Below are 15,243 nucleotides of genomic sequence, written 5' to 3' on the forward strand. Positions count from 1 at the left end.
GTTTAATACCCTTTGCCCATGTGCACGCTGATCGTGAGAACCGGGCGGCGGCTGAGCCTCATGGGCGTCCGCGACGAGTACGCCGACCGGCCCTGGGAAGGGCCGGCGGAGCACTGGCCGGAGTACCCGGGCGTGATCGGCGGGCGCGACCTCAAGGCGGGCGGCACCTGGCTGGCCGTCCACCCGGCGGCCCGCCGCGCCGCGGCGCTGCTCAACGGCCCCGGCAAGCCCGCCGACGAGCGCACGAAGGTCTCGCGGGGCGACCTCGCGCTGCGGGCGGCCTTCACCGGCGAGCTTCCCGCCGAGACGGGCCTGACCGTCTACGACCCCTTCCACCTCGTGCTGGCCGGCCTCACCCGGATCCAGGTGCTGAGCTGGGACGGCGCGCGCGCGACCGTCCAGGACCTGCCCCAGGGCACCAGCATGGTCGTCAACACCGGCCTGGACGCCGCCAGTCCCCGCGTGATCACGCACCTGCCGCGCTTCAGGGACTCCGAACGGTGGCACGAGCTGATCACCGCCGAGCCGTCCGGCGACCCCGGGGCGCTCATCGTCCGGCACGAGCTGCCGGACGGCCGCGTCTTCGCCTCCCTGTCGGTGATGGAGGTCACGATCAGTCAGGACGACGTGACCTACGATTTCACCGACCTGACCGCTGAACGGGACGGATAGGCTCAAAGGCATGAGATCGTGGTCTGCCCCGAACGTTCCCGGACTCCCAGGTGAGAGCGTCCCGCTCAGTCTCTACGACACCTCGGCCAAGCAGGTGCGGCAGACCGATCCCGGTCCCACCGCCCGCATGTACGTCTGCGGTATCACCCCTTACGACGCCACCCACCTCGGCCACGCCAACACCTACCACGCCTTCGACCTCGTCGGCCGGATGTGGCGCGACGCGGGCCACGAGGTGCACTACACCCAGAACGCCACCGACGTGGACGATCCGCTGCTGGAGCGGGCCGCCCAGACCGGCGTCGACTGGCAGCGGCTCGCCGAGCGGGAGATCGAGCTGTTCCGGGGCGACATGGAGGCGCTGCGCATCCTGCCGCCCCGCGAGTACGTCGGCGTGACCGAGGTCGTCGGCGGCGTGGCCGAGCTGATCGCCAGGCTGGGCGCCAAGGGCGTCACCTACGAGCTCGACGGCGACGTCTACTTCAGCGTGGCCGACGCGCCCAAGTTCGGCCAGGTGTCCGGCTACGGCGAGCAGGAGATGCTGGCGCTGTTCGCCGAGCGCGGCGGAGACCCCGAGCGGCCGGGCAAGCGCCACCCGCTCGACTGGCTGCTGTGGCGGGCCGAGCGGCCCGGCGAGCCGGCGTGGGACTCCCCGCTGGGCCGGGGCCGTCCGGGCTGGCACATCGAGTGCACCGCGATCGCCCTCGACCACCTGGGGGCCGGCTACGACGTGGCGGGCGGCGGCTCCGACCTGATCTTCCCGCACCACGAGTGCGGCGCCTCCGAGGGGCACGCCGCGACCGGCGAGTGGCCGTTCGCGAAGTTCTACACGCACGCCGGCATGGTGGCGCTCGACGGCGAGAAGATGTCGAAGTCGAAGGGCAACCTGGTCTTCGTCTCCAAGCTGCGCCAGGAGCACGACCCGATGGCGATCAGGCTCGTGCTGCTCGCCCACCACTACCGCGCCGACTGGGAGTACGTGCCGGAGATGCTGGCCGCGGCCGAGCGCAGGCTGGAGCTGTGGCGCTCGGCCACCGCGCTGGCCGAGGCCCCGCCGGCGGAGGAGCTGCTGGCGCGGGTGCGCGAGCGGCTGGCCGACGACCTCGACTCGCCGGGCGCGCTGGCCGCCGTGGACGCCTGGGCCGAGCAGGCCCTGGCCGGCGGCGGCCACGACGCCTCGGCCCCCGGCCTCGTCCGCGACCTCACCGACGCCCTCATGGGGGTCTCCCTCCGCTGACCCCGCCTGCTCGCCGAGCGGCCGCCCTGCCTGGGCGGCCGCTTTTTGCTTTCCGGTGACTTGTGCGCCCGGAAAGAGGGGATCGCGTCCCGCACTACCGCTCCCGAGCAAGCTGGGCTAGGCTGATAATCAGCAGCACTGATTATCAGGGAGCATTCACGATGATTCTGATCACCGGCGGGCTGGGCTTCATCGGCACGCACACCACCCGCGCCCTGCTCGACCTGGGCGAGTCCTGCGTGCTCGTGCAGCGCCGGCCCGCCGAGGTGCCCGCCGCCTTCGCCGCCGAGGCCGGCGAGCGGCTCTTCGTCGAGCAGGCCGACCTCGCCGACGAGCGGGCCGTGCTCGCGATCGGCGAGCGGCACGACATCACGGGCATCCTGCACCTGGCCGGCTCCATGCCCTGGCCGGTCGGCGCGTACGAGCCGATCGAGCACACCGAGCGGGCGCTGGGCAGCCTGCTCACCCTGTTCCGCGCGGCCCGCGACTGGCGGGTGCGGCGGCTCGGCCTGGCCAGCACCATCGGCGTGTACGCCGGCGTCACCGTCGACGGGCCGCTCCACGAGGACCTGCCGCTGACGATGAGCGCCCCGCACGTCATCCCGCGCTTCAAGAAGATCGGCGAGCTGCTGGCCGGCCACCTGGAAGGCGTTCTCGGCATCGAGACGGTCAATTACCGCATCGGCGGCATCTGGGGGCCGCTCGGGCACAACCCCGACCCGTTCTTCCCGGCGCCGCAGCTCGTGCACGCCGCCGCCCGCGGCACCGAGCCCGACCTGTCCGGGATGATGGGGGAGCCGCGGCTGGAGAACGGCATCGACGTGTGCTACGTCAAGGACTGCGCGCGGGCGCTCGCGCTGCTGCAGACGGCCGGCGCGCTGCGGCACCGCACGTACAACGTGGCCTCGGGGCGCGTCACCACCAACGGGGAGCTGATCGAGGCGATCAGGAAGCACGTCCCCGACGCCCGCCTCGACGGCGTCGAACCGGGCCGCGCCGCCGGCAGCGTCGACAACCCCCTCGACATCACGCGGCTGCGCGAGGACACCGGGTTCGAGCCCGCCTACGACACCGTGCGGGCGGTCGGCGAGTACCTGGAGTGGCTGCGCGCGGGCAACGAGCGCTGAACGACAGCCTGCCCCCGCCGGAACTCCGGCGGGGGCAGCACTCGGGCCGTCAGACCTGGAGGCGTTCGAGCTGCTCGATCGCGGCCAGCTCCGCCGAGAACCACTCGATCGTGCGGCGCAGCCCCTCCTCGGCGGGCACCTGAGCCCGCCAGCCCAGCCGCTCGGCGGCCAGCGAGGTGTCCGGGCGGCGCACCTTCGGGTCGTCGGCCGGCCGGTCGATGAAGCGGATCTCCGACGACGACCCGGTCAGCTTCTTCACGAGCGTGGCCAGCTCCAGCATGGTCAGCTCGTCGGGGTTGCCGATGTTGACGGGCCCGGCGAAGTCGCTGCGGGCCATGGCCAGGATGCCCGACACGGTGTCGTCGACGTAGCAGATGGAGCGGGTCTGCGAGCCGTCGCCGGTGATCGTGATCGGCTCGCCGGTCAGCGCCTGGCGGATGAACGTCGGGATCGCGCGGCCGTCGAACGGCCGCATCCGCGGGCCGTAGGTGTTGAAGATCCGCACGATCCCGGTGTCGGTGCCGCGCGAGTGCCGGTACGCGGTGGTCAGCGACTCGGCGAAGCGCTTGGCCTCGTCGTACACGCTGCGCGGCCCGACCGGGTTGACGTTGCCCCAGTACGTCTCCTTCTGCGGGTGCTCCAGCGGGTCGCCGTACACCTCGCTCGTCGAGGCCAGCACGAACCGGGCGCCCTTCTCCCTGGCCAGCCCCAGCGCGTGCAGCGTGCCGACGCTGCCCACCCGCAGCGTCTCGATCGGGTAGCGCAGGTAGTCGGCCGGAGAGGCGGCCGAGGCGAAGTGCAGCACCAGGTCCAGCCGGTCCGGGACGTGCACGTACCCGGTCAGGTCGCACTCGATGAGCCGGAACTCGGGGCGTTCGAGAAGGTGCTCGACGTTGCGCGGGCCGCCGGTGAGGAAGCTGTCCATGCAGACGACCTCCGCACCCTCCTCCAGCAGCCGCTCGCAGAGGTAGGAGCCGAGGAACCCGGCGCCTCCGGTGACCAGAGCCCTCATGAGATGACCTCCATGGCGGCGTCGACGACTTCGGATACCTCGATCTTCAGCAGGCCCGGGTCGGGCCGCTGGCCGTGCGGGTCGCCGTTCTGCCCGGCCCACAACGCCACGTGCCGCCAGCCGGGCGGCGGGCCCCACAGCTTGGGCGAGACCGGCCCGAACAGCACCACCGACGGCACGCAGAACGCCGTCGCCAGGTGGGCCACGCCGGTGTCGCCGCACACCACCAGCTTCGCCTTGCTGACCAGATCGATCAGGTCGGCCAGGCGGGTGCGCCCGGCCAGCATCCGCTCCGGAGGCAGCCCCGCCAGCTCGGCGACCCGGGAGGCGATGGGCACCTCCTCCGCGTTGCCCGTGACGACCACGTCGTCCAGCGCGGCGGCCACCTCGGCGAACCGCTCGGGCGGCCAGCGGCGCGCGGGGTAGGCGGCGCCCGGATGCACGATCGCCGGCCCCGTCCGGTCGGAGATCCCGAGCGTCAGGTCGCCGGGATCGGCGGGGATGCCGTGCCACTCCAGCAGGTCGCACCACCGCCGCACCTCGTGCACGCCGTCCTGCCACTGCGGGCCGGTGCCGAAGCTGATCAGCCGCCCCGGATCCGTGGCGCGCAGCGCCTCGATGGACTGCGGCCCCCGGCCGTGCAGGTTGACCGCGACGTCGGGGCGCTCGAACGGCAGCGCCTCCATCGGGATGGGACCCGGCCCGGCCACGTCCACCTGGTCGTCCACCGCGCCGATCAGCGGCAGCAGGGCCTCCAGGGAGCGCGGCGCGGCCAGGGTGATCCGGTGCGCCGGAAACGCCTGGCGCAGGGACCGCAGGGCGGGCACGGCCGTGAGCAGGTCGCCCAGGCCGAGCCCGCGCAGGGCGAGAAGTTCTAGGGCCATGACGTCTCCGTGGACGGGCAGACGACGAGCTCTCTCACCTCACATCCGGCCGGCTGCCTCAGTGCGAAGACGATGGCCTGCGCCACGTCGGCCGGATCGTTCAGCCCGGCCTCGGGGCCCGGCTTGTACTGGTCGGGGCGTCCGTCGAAGAAGCCCGTCCGCATGCCGCCGGGGATCAGCAGCGTCACGCCGATCTCCCCGCGCGTCTCGATCGCCAGGCCCCTGGTGAAGCCGACGACGCCGAACTTCGACGCCGAGTACGCCGACGCGTCGCTGAGCGGCCGCAGCCCCAGCGTCGAGGCGCAGGTGACGACCTTGCCGCGGGTGTGCTTCAGGTACGGCAGTGCCGCCCGCACGACCGAGGCCGTGCCGAGCAGGTTCACCCGGATGACCCGCTCCCAGTCGTCGGCCGGCACGTCCTCCAGCCGGCCGCACGCGTCGATGCCGGCGGCCGTCACGACGGCGTCCAGGCCGCCGGCCCGCTCGGCCAGCTCGCGCACCGCCCGCTCGGCCTCGCCGCGGTCGGCCAGATCCGCGGTCACGTGCTCGAAGCGCTGGTCGGGCTCGCGCACGTCCACGACGAGCGCCTTCCAGCCCTCCTTCTCCACGGCCTCGGCCGTGGCCAGGCCGAGCCCGGACGCGCCCCCGGTGATCAATACATTCACTGGATCTCCCTGATCAGATTGGTTGTCGAACGCCCCGGCAGCGTGCTCAGCACGACGATCTCCGCGCCGAGCCTGCCGAGGACCTCGGATTCGGGCAGCACTTCCCCCTCGTAGTCGCCGCCCTTCACCCACACGTCGGGGCGTAGCTGCTCGATGGCGGCGGCCGGGGTGTCCTCGTCGAACACCAGCACCGCGTCCACGCAGCCCAGCGCCCGCAGCACCTCGACCCGGTCGCGCACGTCCACGATGGGCCTGGACGGGCCCTTCAGCCGGCGTACCGAGTCGTCGGAGTTGACGCAGACGACCAGCGCGTCGCCGAGCGCCCTGGCCCGCCGCAGCAGGCTCACGTGGCCCGCGTGCAGCAGGTCGAAGCAGCCGCCGGTGGCGATCAGCCGGCCGCCGTTCGCGCGGGTGAGCCGGGCCACCTCCAGCGCCGTGCGCGGCCGGTCGCCGAGCCGCTGCTCCTGCACCTTCACGGAGGCGGCCCCGCCGCGCTCGACGAAGCGGGACGCCTCGCCCACGCCGATCGTGACCGCCTCCTCGGCGTCCGCGCCGTCGCGCAGCGCCAGCGCCGCGGCGCCGGCGAGCCGGTCGCCCGCGCCGCACGCGTCCTGGCCGCCCGCCCGCACCGGCGGCGGCACCGTGGTCAGCGGGCCGCCCGCCACGGCGAGCGCGGCCCCGCGCTCGCCGGTCGTGACGGCCACCGCCCCGGCCCGCAGCGCCCGCACCAGGCGGCGGGCCGCCTGGTCGGGGCCGTGGTAGCCGGACGGGCAGAGCATCCGCGCCTCCGCCTCGCTGGGCGTCAGCAGCGCGCAGCCGGGCATCGGCTGCTCGCCCCGCGGATGCGGGTCCCACACCACCGGCACGTCGAGGTCGCGCAGCAGCTCGCGGGCCATCCTGGCCACGCCCCTGCCGTAGTCGGAGACCAGCACCGCGCCGGCCCGCCTGATCGCCTCGACCGCCTCCGTGGTGGGGGAGTACCTGGCCGTGCCGTCGCCGCTGTCCAGCCTGACCAGCGTCTGGCCGCGCGCCCTGACCCTGGTCTTGCGCACGGTGCCGCCACGCAGCGGCAGCCGTACCAGGTCGAGCTCCTCCGACAGCAGCCCGCACAGGCGGTGCCCGTCGGGGTCGTCGCCCACGGCGGTGATCAGCACGACGTCGGCGCCGTCGCGGGCGGCCAGCAGCGCCGCCAGCCCGGCCCCGCCGGGACGGGCCTGCTCGGTGGCGACGTCCACCACCGGCACGGGCGCGTCCGGGCAGAGCCGGTCGGCCTCGCCCTCGACGTCCACGTCGAGCAGCGTGTCCCCGATGACGACCAGCGGTCCGTCCGTCACAGCGCCTCCTCTACGGCGTCGCACAGCAGGTGGATGAGCGCCAGGTGCACCTCTTGCACGGTGGCGGTCTCGCCCGGGATGGTGACGGCCTCGTCGCACAGGTCGGCGAGCGGGTTCGGGGCCGGGCCCGTCATGGCCCACGCCGAGAGCCCGGCCTCCTGCGCCGCCCTGGCGGCGGCCAGCACGTTCGGGCTGCCGCCGCTGGTGGACAGGCACAGCAGCACGTCCCCGGTACGGCCGTGCGCGCGCACCTGGCGGGCGTAGACCTGCTCGGCGCCGAAGTCGTTGGCGATCGCCGTCAGCGACGAGCCGTCGGCGTGCAGCGGGATCGCCGCGTACGGCTGCCGGTCGTCCCTGAACCGGCCCACCAGCTCGGCCGTCAGATGCTGCGCCTCCGCCGCGGAGCCGCCGTTGCCGCAGGCCAGCAGCCTGCCCCCGGCGGCCAGCACGGCGGCCAGCCGGCCTCCCCAGCCCCGGACGGTGACCGCGTGGTCATCGACCTTCTCCAGGGTGTTCCAGAGCTTCTCCAGATGGGCATCCATGATCAACCCCCCAGGGCCGCCAGCCGGCAGACCTTTCCGTCGATGACCTGCGTGTACACGGCCTCGGTCAGCTCGGCCACGCGCGGCCAGCCGTACCGCTCCCTGGCCCGGGCCGCGCCGGCGGCGCCGAGGGCGGCCCGCCGCTCGTCGTCGCCGAGCACGTCCTTGAGCGCCCTGGCCAGGGCGCGCGGGCGGCGCGGCGGCACGAGCACGCCGCAGCCCGCGACCGAGTCGAGGTGGCCGCCGACCGCCGAGGCGACGACCGGCACGCCGCACGCCATGGCCTCCACGGGCACCATGCCGAACGGCTCGTACCAGGGCACCGTCACCACGACGTCGGCCGAGCGCATCAGCGCCGGCACGTGCGGGCGCGGCACCGAGCCGATGACGTGCACGCGATCGCCGATCCCGTACCCCTCGGCCAGCTCGCGCAGCCGGACCGCCTCCTCGTCGTCCGGGGTGCCGCCGGCGATCACCAGGTTGGCGTCCGGGAGCTGGCGCAGCGCCGCGATCACGGTGTCCACGCCCTTGCGCGGCACCATCCGGCCGATGCTGAGCACGAGCGGCCCGTCCGTACGCGGGGCCACCGGCCCCTCCGGGCAGAACCTCGACAGGTCCACCCCGCACGGCACGACCCCGATGCGGTGCTCGGGGATGCCCATCGCGCACAGCTCGTTCACCTCGTCGCTGCACGTCGCCAGCACCATGTCGGCCCGCAGGCCGATCTCGCGCTCGGTCTCGATGCGGTGCGCGGGGCTGGTGTCGGCCGCGCCCTGCCAGCGCCGCTTGACGGTGCCCAGCGCGTGGAACGTCTGCACCACGGGCACCCCCAGGGGCGCCGCCGCCCGCAGCGCCGCCTGCCCGCTCATCCAGAAGTGCGCGTGCGCGACGTCCGGCGGGCCGGCGGACCAGCGCGCGGCCAGCCATTCGGTGAATTCCGGCATGAACGGCGGCAGCTCGTCCTTCGGAACGGGAGCCGCGGGCCCGGCGGGGACGTACTCGACCGTGACGCCCGGCGCGAGGCTCACCGAGTCCGGTTGCGCCTCGGAGGAGCGACGGGTGTGGACGACGACGCTGTGCCCGCGCTCGGCCAGGGCCACGGCCAGCGCGGCGACGTGAACGTTCTGGCCGCCGGAGTCGACGCCGCCGACCGCCGCCAGCGGGTCCGCGTGCTCCGAGATGAGATCGACCTTCACTGCGTCAGCTCCCTCACTGCCTTGACCACCTGCTCACTCGTCACTTGGGACAGGCACGGGTGCCCGGCCACCGGGCAGGTCCGCGCCCTGCTTCCACGGCAGGGCGCTTCCTGGTCGCCCAGCAGCACCACCGGCACGCCGTACGGGGCCCACCGCACCGCCGGGACGACGGGGGCGAACAGGCTCACGACCGGTGTTCCGACCGCCGCGGCCAGGTGCGCGGGGCCGGTGTTGCCCGCCACGAGCACGCCGGCACGCTCGATCACGGCAGCCAGTTCTGCGAATGTGGTCACGCCGCCCAGATCGACCGCGACGTCGCTGGCCACGTAGGCGGTGAGGTCACGTTCCGTGCCGGTCACGACGACCTGGTGCCCGTCCTCGACCAGCTCCCGCACCGCCTGCCGGTGCCTTTCCGCAGGCCAGGTACGGGCGGGGGCCGAGGTCCCTGGGTGCACCACGACATACGCGCCTTTGTCGGCTACGCCGCCGACGCCTACCCATTGCCCCGTAAATTTCGCTATATCCGGCAACGGGCGCTGAACAGCGAGTTTCCCGTCATCACCCTCCGGCAGCTCGAAGCCGGCCGCCCGCGCGACCGCCAGCATGCGCTCCGCCTCCGGCACGTCCACGCTCTCGTCCACCACGTGCCGCACGTCGAGCAACGAGCCCGGGTAGTCGTTGCTGATCGCGGTGATCCGCTTCACCCCCGCCAGCCTCAGCAGCAACGCCAGCGGCAGCGCCGACTGGTGGAACGACGTCAGCAGCACCGCCTCATCGATCCCGCCGGCCTGCCCGACCAGCTCCTGCACGCCCTGCACCGTCACGGGCGGCGGCGTGTGGTCGATCCACGGGGCCCGCCAGCCGATCACGCGGTCGACGCCGGGCAGCAGCTCGGCCGCCGCCCTGCCGTTCGGGCCGGCCAGGAAGACCACCTCGCGGGCCCTGGTCCGGACGGCCCGCACGGCCGGCCCGGCCAGCAGCACGTCCCCGGCGTCGTCGAGGCGCGCCACGAGCACGCGCCCCCTGTCCCGCACGCTCTCGCTCCTGGCGGCCCTGTCTGGGGTGGTCCTGTCTTGAGCGGCCCTGTTTTGAGCGGCCCTGTCTTGAGCGGCCCTGTCTTGAGCGGTCCTGTCTTCAGCGGTCCTGTTCCTCGTGGCACGGCCCTTGCTGGAACGTTCCTGCGCACTCCTGCTCATCGCCGGACCCTCCATTCCCCCCGAAGCCGGTGCACGCAGGCGACCGGCGGGATCAGCACGCTGGTGACGGCCATCCGCAGCACCTCCTCGGGGTTGCGCGGGCCCGGCGCGATCCGCCGCCAGGCGAACTCGGCGGTCAGCGCCGCCCACACCGCCGCCGCACCCCAAGCCGCCAGGGCCGGCCCGCGCCCCGCCCCGGGCCGTCCCGCCGCCGCTCCCAGGAGCAGGGCCGACAGGCCCGCGGCGGTCGTGGCCGCGTGCAGGCGCAGCCGCCCCGGCCCGCCGCCGATCCTGGAACGCCAGGACGGCCCGTGCAGGCGCCGCATGAGCGCGTCGTCGGCGTTCCCCCGCTGGAACCGCACGCTCGCCCAGAACCCGTCGTCCCGCACCGGATGCTCGGTCACCCGCTCGCCCATGACCAGCCGGTGCCCGGCCTCCATCACCCGCAGCGCCAGATCCGCGTCCTCCCGGTAGGCCCGCGGGAACCGCTCGTCGAACCCGCCGGCGCCCTCCAGCGCCGCCCGCCGGTAGGCCATGTCGGCCGTCACCCACAGCGCGCCCGACAGCCCGGCCGTGTGCCGCTCGCCGTCGGTGGGCCTGCGGCCGGACGGCAGCGGCACCACGATGCGCCCCTGGCTGCCGGCCACGTCGTCGGGCAGGTCCACCAGGTCCTTCCAGACGGCCTCGGCCCACCCCGGCGCGGGGATCACGTCGTCGTCGAGGAACACCACCCACGGCGTGTCCGCGGCCCGCCATCCGACGTTCCGCGCCGCCGCGGGGCCCCGCCCGCCCGACCGGACGACCCGGACGTTCGACGGCAAAGGCTCCAATGCCGGGGTCGGATCGGCTCTGTCGTCCACCACGATCACCGGCACGCCCGGCCCCACGGCCGCCAGCGTGTCGCACAGGGTGGGCCGTCCGATGGTGGGGATCACCACGGTGATCACGAGGCGAACACCTCCCCTCGCCGCACCACGTACGGACCGAGGACCAGCACGTCCACCGGCGAGGACCCGAAGCACTCCAGCGCGTCACGCGGGTCGTCCACCATGGGCCGCCCGGCCGTGTTCAGGCTCGTGTTGACCACCACCGGCAGCCCCGTGCGCGCCTCGAACTCGCTCAGCACCCGCGCCATCAGCGGCTGCTCGCGCGGCGAGATCGTCTGGATCCGCGCCGTCCCGTCCACGTGCACGACCGCCGGGATCCGCGCCGCCCAGTCCGGGTGCACGTCGTGGACGAACAGCATGTACGGCGACGGCACCGGGCCCCGCCCGAAGATCTCGCGGGCCCGCGACTCCAGCACCATCGGCGCGATCGGCCGGAACTGCTCGCGCCCCTTGACGTCGTTCAGCCGCTCGGTGTTGCGGGCGTGCCCCGGATGGGCCAGCAGCGAGCGCTGCCCCAGCGCGCGCGGCCCGTACTCGGCCCGCCCCTGGAACCAGGCCACGATCCGGTCGGCCGCCAGCTCCGCGGCCACCGCGGCCGCCAGGTCGGCGGGGCGGGTGTGCGGGACGCGGGCGACGTCCAGCCACGCCCCGAGCTCCTCGTCGGTGAAGCCGCGCCCGAGCGCCGCGTCCGGCATGGGGCCCGCCGGCTCGCCGTACGACTGCGCCAGGTGCAGCGCCCCGCCCAGCGCGGTGCCCGAGTCGCCCGCCGCCGGCTGGACCCAGATCTCCTCGAACGGGCCCTCGTCCAGCAGCCGCGTGTTGGCCACGCAGTTCAGCGCGACCCCGCCGGCCAGCGCCAGCCGCCGCTCACCGGTGCGCTCGTGCAGCCAGCGCACCAGCTCCAGCAGCACCTCCTCCAGCCTGGCCTGCACGCTGGCGGCCAGATCGGCGTGGTCGGAGGTCCACGGGGCGCCCTTCTTCAGCGCCTTGGCGTACCCGCTCCAGTCGACCGGCTCGACGCGGAATCCGCCGTCGCCGGTCGTGTAGATCACCTCGCGCAGCGCCTCCAGGTGGCGGGGCCGGCCGTAGGAGGCCATCGCCATCACCTTGTACTCGTCGCTGGAGCGCAGGAAACCCAGATGCTCGGTGACGTCCTCGTACATGAGGCCCAGGGAGTGCGGCAGCTCCTGCGCCGCCAGCACCTCCAGCTCGCCGCCGCGATAGCGGCCCGCCAGGTGCGAGACGTTCTCGCCGCGCCCGTCGGCCACCAGCACCGCGCAGTCGCGCCACGGCGCCGCCAGGCCCGCCGAGGCGGCGTGCGCCACGTGGTGCGGCACGTAGCTCACCTGGCCGGGGTCCAGGCCGGGCAGCGCCGTGGCGAGGAAGGCCGGGGCGCGCACCGCGTACTTGGTGCGCAGGTCCTCCCAGTCGCCCTCCGGCTTCTGCACGACCAGCGACGGGTCGTAGGAGTAGGCCACCGCGTCGATGTCCTCAGGGGACAGGCCCGCCTCGCGCAGGCACCACGCGGCGGCCAGCTCCGGCAGCTCCCACGCTGAGAACGCCAGCGGCCTCTTGCCGTGCTTGCGGCGGCTGAAGCGCTCCTCCTCAGCCGCGGCGACGATCCTCCCGTCGACCACCAGGGCGGCGGCCGGGTCGTGGAAGATCGCGTTGATGCCGAGAAACTTCATGCTTCCTCCCCCTAAGGATGTCGAGAACCGCTACCGAGAGAAGCGGTTCTCAAACATCGAGCGACGTCGGGAGATGCGAAAACAGGCGGAAGCTCCTGCACTTGGTCACTTTAAGTAGTTGTTTGCCAGGACAGGCGCCGGGTAGCTGCCGGACACGCGACGGAGGTGAAAGGTGTTCGAAAAGCGACGTCCCGGCGCCGTGCTCTTCGACCGGGACGGGACCTTGATCAGGGACGTGCCGTACAACGGCGATCCGGACCTCGTCGAGCCCATGCCGGGCGCGATCGAGGCCCTGCACAGGCTCAGGCACGCCGACGTCCCGGTGGCCGTGGTCACCAACCAGTCGGGCGTCGCCAAGGGCCTGCTGACGCCCGACGAGATGGACCAGGTGAACGCCAAGGTTGAGGAGCTGCTCGGCCCGTTCGACGCGTGGGCGATCTGCGTGCACGACGACGCCGACGGCTGCACCTGCCGCAAACCCGCGCCCGGCCTCGTCATCAGAGCCGCCGCCGTGCTCGACGTCAGCCCCCGCGACTGCGTCGTCGTCGGCGACATCGGCCGCGACATGGAGGCCGCCCGCGCCGCCGGGGCCAGGGGCATCCTCGTCCCGACCCAGGAGACGCTGCGCGAGGAGATCACGCAGGCCGCCGAGGTCGCCGACGACCTGATCGACGTCGTGGACCGCGTCCTGAGCGACGCCGAGAGCCCCGTGCCCGCCGCAGCGGCGCCCTGGGCCCGCGCCATGGGCTGGAGCCGCTGGTGAAGATCCTCATCTGGCACGTGCACGGCTCGTGGACCAGCGCGTTCATCCGCGGGTCCCACGAGTACCTGCTGCCGCTCGTTCCCGGCCGTGGTCCCGACGGCCGGGGGCGGGCGGCCACCTACGACTGGCCGGACAGCGCCCGCGAGGTGCCCTGGGAACGGCTGCGCGACGAGCCCGTGGACGTCGTCGTCTACCAGCGCCCCCACGAGATCGACCTGGCCCGCGAATGGCTCGGCCGCGACGTGCCCGGCGTGTACGTCGAGCACAACACGCCCGCCGGCGACGTGCCCCGCACCCGCCACCCCCTCGCCGACCGCACCGACATCCCGATCGTGCACGTCACCTACTTCAACGAGCTGTACTGGGACAACGGCCGCGCCCCCACCCGCGTCATCGAGCACGGCATCCCCGACCCCGGCCACCTCTACACCGGCGAGCTGCCCAGGGCCGGCGTCGTCGTCAACGAGCCCGTGCGCCGCACCAGGGTCGCCGGCACCGACCTGCTGCCCCGCTTCGCCGAGCGGGTGCCGCTCGACGTGTTCGGCATGAAGGTGAACGGGCTCCCGTACGGCACGTACGAGGACCTGCCCCAGCACGTCATGCACGCCGAGCTGGCCCGCAGGCGCGTCTACCTGCACCCCTACCGGTGGACCTCGCTCGGCCTGGCCCTCATCGAGGCCATGACGCTCGGCATGCCCGTCGTCGCGCTGGCCGCCACCGAGGCGATCGAGGCGGTGCCGCCCGAGGCGGGAGTCCTGTCGACCAAGGTGCACGTGCTGGCCGACGCCCTGCACGCCTACGCCGAGGACCCCGAGGTCGCGAGCCAGGCCGGCAAGGCCGCCAGAGCCGCCGCCCTGTCACGGTACGGGCTCGGAAGATTCCTCTCCGATTGGGATGCCCTGCTCAGCGAGGTATGACCCGCGGGGCGATGGGTAGGCGCGAAGAGCATGATGATGATGCTCGACTGGACCCGCAGGGCCGCCTGCCTCGACCTGGACCCGGAACTGTTCTTCCCGATCTCCATGGAAGGTCCGAGCCAGTCGCAGGTCGAGCGGGCCAAACACGTGTGTGACGGCTGTCCCGTGCGCCGGCCGTGCCTGGAGTACGCGCTGAGCACGGGGCAGGCGTACGGCGTCTGGGGCGGCACCGACCCGGAACAGCGGCGCGAGGAGCTCAGCCTGCGCGCGGAAGCCGCCGCCCGCCACTGACTGCCCCATTGGTTCAGGTGCTCGCCGGACGGCCGAGCGCCGACAGGACGGTGCCCAGGTACGCCCGGGCGCGGTCGAGCCGCGCCTGATGCCGCCCGGCGGCGCCTGCCTCCTTCAAGCCCGCCTCCTTCAAGCCCGCCTCCTGCAAGCCCGCCTCCTTCAGAACCGGCCCCTTCAGAAGCGTGACCGCCTCCACGACCAGCGGCAGCGCCTCGACGGGCAGCCCGCGCTCGTGCAGGGTCATCCCGACCTCGGCCAGCACCTCCGCCAGATCGGCGAGGTACCGTCCGGGATCGTCCGCCGCCAGCCGCCGGTACGCCGAGACGGCCTCCTGCTCGGCCCGCAGCGCCTCGTCCGGCCGGTCCAGCTCGGCGAGCGTCGCCCCCAGGCCGATGAGGGCGTCGGCGAGATCGGCCAGGTGCCGGCCGGGATCGGCCGCGGCCAGCCGGCGCAGGACGGCCACCGCCTCCCGCTCGGCGTCCAGCGCCTCCCCGTGCCGCCCGAGCTCGCCCAGCGTCACCCCGAGACTGCTCAGGCAGCCGGCCAGCTCCGGCAGGTAGCGCTCTGGACCGGCGTCGGCCAGCCGCCGGTAGACGGCCAGAGCCTCCCTTGCGGCGCCCAGCGCCTCGGCCGCGCTGCCGCACTCCCCGAGGTGCACCCGCTCCATGAGGCGCCGGGCCCGCCTGCCGTCCTCCCCCTCGGCGGGGACACTCCCACGCACACATCTCCTTCGTCCGCCGGACGCGGGCAGCGGCCCGGCCGGTTGCCACTGAGGCTTCCCCGGCACCAGGATCGGGGCGGCAGGATTGTTCGGCACCCCTCATCAGGCAGG

At 73.8% G+C, this 15,243-nt stretch carries 16 protein-coding genes; 6 read left to right on the forward strand and 10 right to left on the reverse strand.

What is annotated here, in order from left to right; genetic code table 11:
• Window positions 1–18 precede the first annotated feature (18 nt).
• The 3 genes from HCN51_RS18125 to HCN51_RS18135 all read left to right on the forward strand — a co-directional run bounded on the left by HCN51_RS18125 (window position 19) and on the right by HCN51_RS18135 (window position 3,036).
• Window positions 19–672 (forward strand): NRDE family protein, encoded by a 654-nt coding sequence (locus tag HCN51_RS18125; RefSeq protein WP_168010745.1) that lies wholly within the window; start codon window positions 19–21, stop codon window positions 670–672.
• A gap of 10 nt (window positions 673–682) precedes the next feature.
• Window positions 683–1,909 carry a cysteine--1-D-myo-inosityl 2-amino-2-deoxy-alpha-D-glucopyranoside ligase gene (gene mshC / locus HCN51_RS18130; protein WP_168010746.1) on the forward strand — a complete coding sequence of 409 codons (1,227 nt, stop codon included), beginning with the start codon at window positions 683–685 and terminating at the stop codon, window positions 1,907–1,909.
• Between the two features lie 161 nt (window positions 1,910–2,070).
• Window positions 2,071–3,036: an NAD-dependent epimerase/dehydratase family protein gene (locus tag HCN51_RS18135; protein WP_168010747.1), complete on the forward strand. Its 966-nt coding sequence runs from the start codon at window positions 2,071–2,073 to the stop codon at window positions 3,034–3,036.
• 49 nt (window positions 3,037–3,085) lie between these two features.
• Here HCN51_RS18135 and HCN51_RS18140 read toward each other — a convergent pair whose 3' ends face one another.
• The 9 genes from HCN51_RS18140 to HCN51_RS18180 form a co-directional block, all read right to left on the reverse strand.
• Window positions 3,086–4,048 carry a UDP-glucuronic acid decarboxylase family protein gene (locus HCN51_RS18140; protein ID WP_080037211.1) on the reverse strand — a complete coding sequence of 321 codons (963 nt, stop codon included), beginning with the start codon at window positions 4,046–4,048 and terminating at the stop codon, window positions 3,086–3,088.
• The gene (locus HCN51_RS18145) at window positions 4,045–4,932 is read right to left on the reverse strand and encodes a glycosyltransferase family 9 protein (protein WP_168010748.1); all 888 of its coding nucleotides are present in this window, start codon (window positions 4,930–4,932) and stop codon (window positions 4,045–4,047) included. The genes HCN51_RS18140 and HCN51_RS18145 overlap by 4 nt, the downstream gene beginning before the upstream one ends.
• Entirely contained in the window at window positions 4,923–5,597 is a 675-nt protein-coding gene (locus tag HCN51_RS18150) for an SDR family NAD(P)-dependent oxidoreductase (RefSeq protein WP_168010749.1), read from the reverse strand. Before HCN51_RS18150 ends, HCN51_RS18145 begins: the two co-directional genes overlap by 10 nt.
• Entirely contained in the window at window positions 5,594–6,931 is a 1,338-nt protein-coding gene (locus HCN51_RS18155; protein WP_168010750.1) for a PfkB family carbohydrate kinase, read from the reverse strand. The genes HCN51_RS18150 and HCN51_RS18155 overlap by 4 nt, the downstream gene beginning before the upstream one ends.
• Complete coding sequence (locus HCN51_RS18160; protein ID WP_168010751.1) at window positions 6,928–7,473, reverse strand: D-sedoheptulose-7-phosphate isomerase; 546 nt, start codon at window positions 7,471–7,473, stop codon at window positions 6,928–6,930. The genes HCN51_RS18155 and HCN51_RS18160 overlap by 4 nt, the downstream gene beginning before the upstream one ends.
• 2 nt (window positions 7,474–7,475) lie before the next feature.
• A complete protein-coding gene (locus HCN51_RS18165) occupies window positions 7,476–8,669 on the reverse strand; it encodes a glycosyltransferase (RefSeq protein ID WP_168010752.1) in 1,194 nt (397 codons plus the stop codon).
• Complete coding sequence (locus HCN51_RS18170) at window positions 8,666–9,703, reverse strand: glycosyltransferase family 9 protein (RefSeq protein ID WP_346433695.1); 1,038 nt, start codon at window positions 9,701–9,703, stop codon at window positions 8,666–8,668. The genes HCN51_RS18165 and HCN51_RS18170 overlap by 4 nt, the downstream gene beginning before the upstream one ends.
• 158 nt (window positions 9,704–9,861) lie before the next feature.
• A complete protein-coding gene (locus HCN51_RS61375) occupies window positions 9,862–10,812 on the reverse strand; it encodes a glycosyltransferase (RefSeq protein WP_168010753.1) in 951 nt (316 codons plus the stop codon).
• Window positions 10,809–12,440, reverse strand: a complete 1,632-nt coding sequence (locus HCN51_RS18180; protein ID WP_168010754.1) for a carbamoyltransferase family protein — start codon at window positions 12,438–12,440, stop codon at window positions 10,809–10,811. The genes HCN51_RS61375 and HCN51_RS18180 overlap by 4 nt, the downstream gene beginning before the upstream one ends.
• Before the next feature lie 172 nt (window positions 12,441–12,612).
• Here HCN51_RS18180 and HCN51_RS18185 point away from each other — a divergent pair, with 172 nt between their 5' ends.
• Genes HCN51_RS18185 through HCN51_RS18195 form a run of 3 tightly spaced genes read left to right on the forward strand, consistent with a single transcriptional unit; the run spans window position 12,613 to window position 14,411 of the window.
• Window positions 12,613–13,203, forward strand: a complete 591-nt coding sequence (locus tag HCN51_RS18185; protein ID WP_230466020.1) for a D-glycero-alpha-D-manno-heptose-1,7-bisphosphate 7-phosphatase — start codon at window positions 12,613–12,615, stop codon at window positions 13,201–13,203.
• On the forward strand, window positions 13,200–14,120 hold the full coding sequence (locus HCN51_RS18190; protein WP_346433696.1) for a glycosyltransferase: 921 nt from the start codon (window positions 13,200–13,202) through the stop codon (window positions 14,118–14,120). The genes HCN51_RS18185 and HCN51_RS18190 overlap by 4 nt, the downstream gene beginning before the upstream one ends.
• 33 nt (window positions 14,121–14,153) lie before the next feature.
• Complete coding sequence (locus tag HCN51_RS18195) at window positions 14,154–14,411, forward strand: WhiB family transcriptional regulator (protein WP_080046532.1); 258 nt, start codon at window positions 14,154–14,156, stop codon at window positions 14,409–14,411.
• A 13-nt stretch (window positions 14,412–14,424) separates the two neighbouring features.
• Here the strand turns inward: HCN51_RS18195 and HCN51_RS61380 are convergent, their stop codons facing one another.
• Window positions 14,425–15,132 (reverse strand): tetratricopeptide repeat protein, encoded by a 708-nt coding sequence (locus tag HCN51_RS61380; protein WP_168010755.1) that lies wholly within the window; start codon window positions 15,130–15,132, stop codon window positions 14,425–14,427.
• Window positions 15,133–15,243 lie beyond the last annotated feature (111 nt).

Origin of the sequence: Nonomuraea composti (genome assembly GCF_012034275.1) — a bacterium.
GTDB lineage: Bacteria > Actinomycetota > Actinomycetes > Streptosporangiales > Streptosporangiaceae > Nonomuraea > Nonomuraea composti.

Excerpts from the sequence above, each read along its gene's own strand:
- HCN51_RS18180 (WP_168010754.1), bottom strand. The coding sequence starts at position 12,440 with ATGAAGTTTCTCGGCATCAACGCGATCTTCCACGACCCGGCCGCCGCC.
- HCN51_RS18160 (WP_168010751.1), bottom strand. The coding sequence starts at position 7,473 with ATGGATGCCCATCTGGAGAAGCTCTGGAACACCCTGGAGAAGGTCGAT.
- HCN51_RS18125 (WP_168010745.1), top strand. The coding sequence starts at position 19 with ATGTGCACGCTGATCGTGAGAACCGGGCGGCGGCTGAGCCTCATGGGC.
- HCN51_RS18140 (WP_080037211.1), bottom strand. The coding sequence starts at position 4,048 with ATGAGGGCTCTGGTCACCGGAGGCGCCGGGTTCCTCGGCTCCTACCTC.
- HCN51_RS18145 (WP_168010748.1), bottom strand. The coding sequence starts at position 4,932 with ATGGCCCTAGAACTTCTCGCCCTGCGCGGGCTCGGCCTGGGCGACCTG.
- HCN51_RS18135 (WP_168010747.1), top strand. The coding sequence starts at position 2,071 with ATGATTCTGATCACCGGCGGGCTGGGCTTCATCGGCACGCACACCACC.
- mshC (WP_168010746.1), top strand. The coding sequence starts at position 683 with ATGAGATCGTGGTCTGCCCCGAACGTTCCCGGACTCCCAGGTGAGAGC.
- HCN51_RS18195 (WP_080046532.1), top strand. The coding sequence starts at position 14,154 with ATGATGATGCTCGACTGGACCCGCAGGGCCGCCTGCCTCGACCTGGAC.